At 54.1% G+C, this 2,727-nt stretch carries 3 protein-coding genes; 2 read left to right on the plus strand and 1 reads right to left on the minus strand.

Translation table 11 applies throughout. The features are described 5' to 3' along the window. On the plus strand, nucleotides 1-783 hold a 783-nt coding region (locus KEC16_RS19515; protein ID WP_211552077.1), incomplete at its 5' end, for a DUF6119 family protein. Between the two features lie 252 nt (nucleotides 784-1,035). Here the strand turns inward: KEC16_RS19515 and KEC16_RS19520 are convergent. Further along, on the minus strand, nucleotides 1,036-1,671 hold the full coding sequence (locus KEC16_RS19520) for a recombinase family protein (RefSeq protein ID WP_211552079.1): 636 nt from the start codon (nucleotides 1,669-1,671) through the stop codon (nucleotides 1,036-1,038). A 142-nt stretch (nucleotides 1,672-1,813) separates the two neighbouring features. On the opposite strand from KEC16_RS19520, the gene KEC16_RS19525 reads away from it, so the two are divergent. Beyond that, nucleotides 1,814-2,041: a hypothetical protein gene (locus tag KEC16_RS19525; protein ID WP_211552081.1), complete on the plus strand. Its 228-nt coding sequence runs from the start codon at nucleotides 1,814-1,816 to the stop codon at nucleotides 2,039-2,041. Nucleotides 2,042-2,727 lie beyond the last annotated feature (686 nt).

Raw genomic sequence — 2,727 nt, forward strand, 5'->3', positions numbered from 1 at the left:
CCCTCGTCGACGCCGCTGAACGCTTCGGACCGACGGGGAAAGGGGGCGCGAACACGCCTTTTTCCGCACCCTGCTAACGGCGGCTACTACCTGCTACGTGCGGGCGAGTGGGTCGAGGTTGATAAGGGTTTTCACAAAGCCATATCTAATTTCATTAAGAAAAAAGTCCGCGTTGAACCGTGCGAGGCTGGGTTCAAGGGAATCGACATCAGTGATGATGCGGCTAAGAAAAATTTGGAGGGAAAGTTTAATGCCGAGGTTGTTGTGCGTAAACCAACCGCCATTTTATTTGATAGGGCTAAATTGCAAATTGGCGCTGGGAGAAAAGATAAGGAATTTTGCGACATTCTGGACATGACGCACGATGGCGGAATACGCATAATTCACTGTAAGCCGCATAAAGATGCCTCATCGATCAACTATCTTTTTTCACAAGCGAAGTTTTATTGTGACGCATTTCTTCGTGATGATGTTTTTTTGAAAGAGATACGTGAGTTCATCAACAACCCCCCCTGCTCACAAAAGGGGGCGTACCTCTCTTACATAAGAGATAATATTGATGAAATCAGGGGGAATGATTACGTAGTATGCCTTTGGCTGCTTTATAACGAAAAGGAAAAGTGCCCGAAAAAAGAAAATATTCCACTCATATCTCAATTTGAGCTTAAGCTCATGCATGACCACTTGCGTCGGCACTGCAAGTTCAAAGACGTTATTCTCCGGTTTGTCCCCGTTAAGGTTAAGACTTACACGTCCATTAAGAAACCGGGTGCGACTACCTAATTCCGCATCACCACGTTGGTCTGGGCTAACCTGTTGGAAAACAATCAGGAAAGCGTTGGAGCGGGTGAAGGGAATCGAACCCTCGTCGTAAGCTTGGGAACGCGGCTGCCCCCCATCTCGCCCAAAAGAACCGTTACATATCAACCCGTTACGGACGGCACACATCAGGGTTTTTGACCCTCGTTGCGCCATCCGTGCGCCAAGGTTCTGGCCGGAACCCTGGTCGAGTCAACCGTCAAAAGCCTGGAAAGCTTATGCCCCACCCGTGGTCTGGGACTGCGGGGGCAGGCTGCCATCCGCGACCAACTGGGCTTTGATCTTGCTGACCATCGCCGGGCTGAGGTTGGTGGCGCGGGCAATGGCGCGAAGGCTGGTACCGGCGCCCAACAACTTCTTCACCTTCTCGACCTTGAGCGGTGATGTCGGCGGGCGACCAAGGCGTTTGCCGGTGGACTTGGCACGTTCGAGACCGGCAATGACCCTGGCGCGGATCATCGACCTCTCGAAGTCCGAGAACACACTCAACATCCCAAACAGCGCCCGACCGGCGGCGGTCCCGGTATCAACGCCCTGCTGATGCAGGTACAGGTCGATGCCACGGTCGCGCACTTCATCAAGGAAGACCACCAGATCGCGTAGCGACCGTCCCAGACGGTCCACCGACCATGCGGCGATCACATCGAACTCGCGCCGGGCGATGCCCTTCAGCAAGCGGTCGAAGCCAGGACGTTGATCGCGTCCCTTGGCACCGCTGATGCCTTCGTCCGTGATCACATCAACCACGTTCCACCCCAGGCGACCGGCGACCTCTTGAAGATCACGAAGCTGGTTCTCGACCGTCTGTTGGTCGGTGGACACGCGGGCGTAAAGGGCGACGCGCTTGGTCATGGGGAAGCCCTGGTGGTGGGTTTCCCATTTTACGAACTAATGCAAGATCGGCCAAGCCGTTCACGATAAAATACTGTAGTTTTATTAAGAGTATGCGGCGGCGATCATCATATCCATCAGAATTAACGATGGATATATCGCCATGAAACCCAAGAAGATGCGTATTGTACTATCGAGCACCGAGACTCGGAGCCTGCGGTCCAAGGTGCGGCACCGACTCAACAAGCGGTTTTCCTTGCTGACTCCAAGCGAGGTCCATTTCCTGAACCAGATGGACGAGGAACTGCCGTTGATGATCGCGATCAGCCCGGCGCAGTTGGAGTGGCTGGTGGACATCCTCGAACGGACGAAATCCAAGTACGGTCGGTGATCTTGGGGTTGCTGGAATCGAACCATGGTGTCGGCTTGGATTCTGATCCGAGCCGACATCGGTTCCCAAGCCGGGGGTACTGGGTAGATTCCCGCCCCTGCTCACAAATCATCTGATTCGTGGGTGGGCGATCTGGCGAGGCGCCAATGACCGATTTCCGCTATTTCCATGGGGCGCGATTTGAGGGGGTTTTGTGGTCACCGGGATTCGGCGCCATGGGATGGGCGGCACCTGATGGACCAATTGCGCAACATGACCTGGGAATCGACGCCCAAGGCGTCGGGAGCGGTTTTGCCCCGAACCAGAACCGCGTCACCAAATAGCTATTATATAGGGTTTGGTGACATCCCAATCTCAAGGCGAGATCAGCGAGAACCCGACCATGATGGGTCTGCCAGACCGCTATTCCCCCGATAGTCTTGCGCCAAACGTTGCTGATGAGTGTGGGGGAACTTTCGTTGGCGAAAGTTCGGGTTGGGCTGAGGGATTTGGGGGTTGGGGTGCTAGATAATCAGGAGGAGGGAGGGCGGCGGGTGCTATCACGACATCCAGCAATATGTTTAACTGTATTTACGGATTTTGCCCGAGCCTTTCTCCCGTATGCATCATTTTGGACTTGCCCGGAAAGAGTGGAGAGCAAAGGTGTTAACTTTGCTTGAGGACGACTCTGATGACAGGTTCAGGAA

This window comes from Magnetospirillum sulfuroxidans (genome assembly GCF_018224925.1).
GTDB lineage: Bacteria > Pseudomonadota > Alphaproteobacteria > Rhodospirillales > Magnetospirillaceae > Magnetospirillum > Magnetospirillum sulfuroxidans.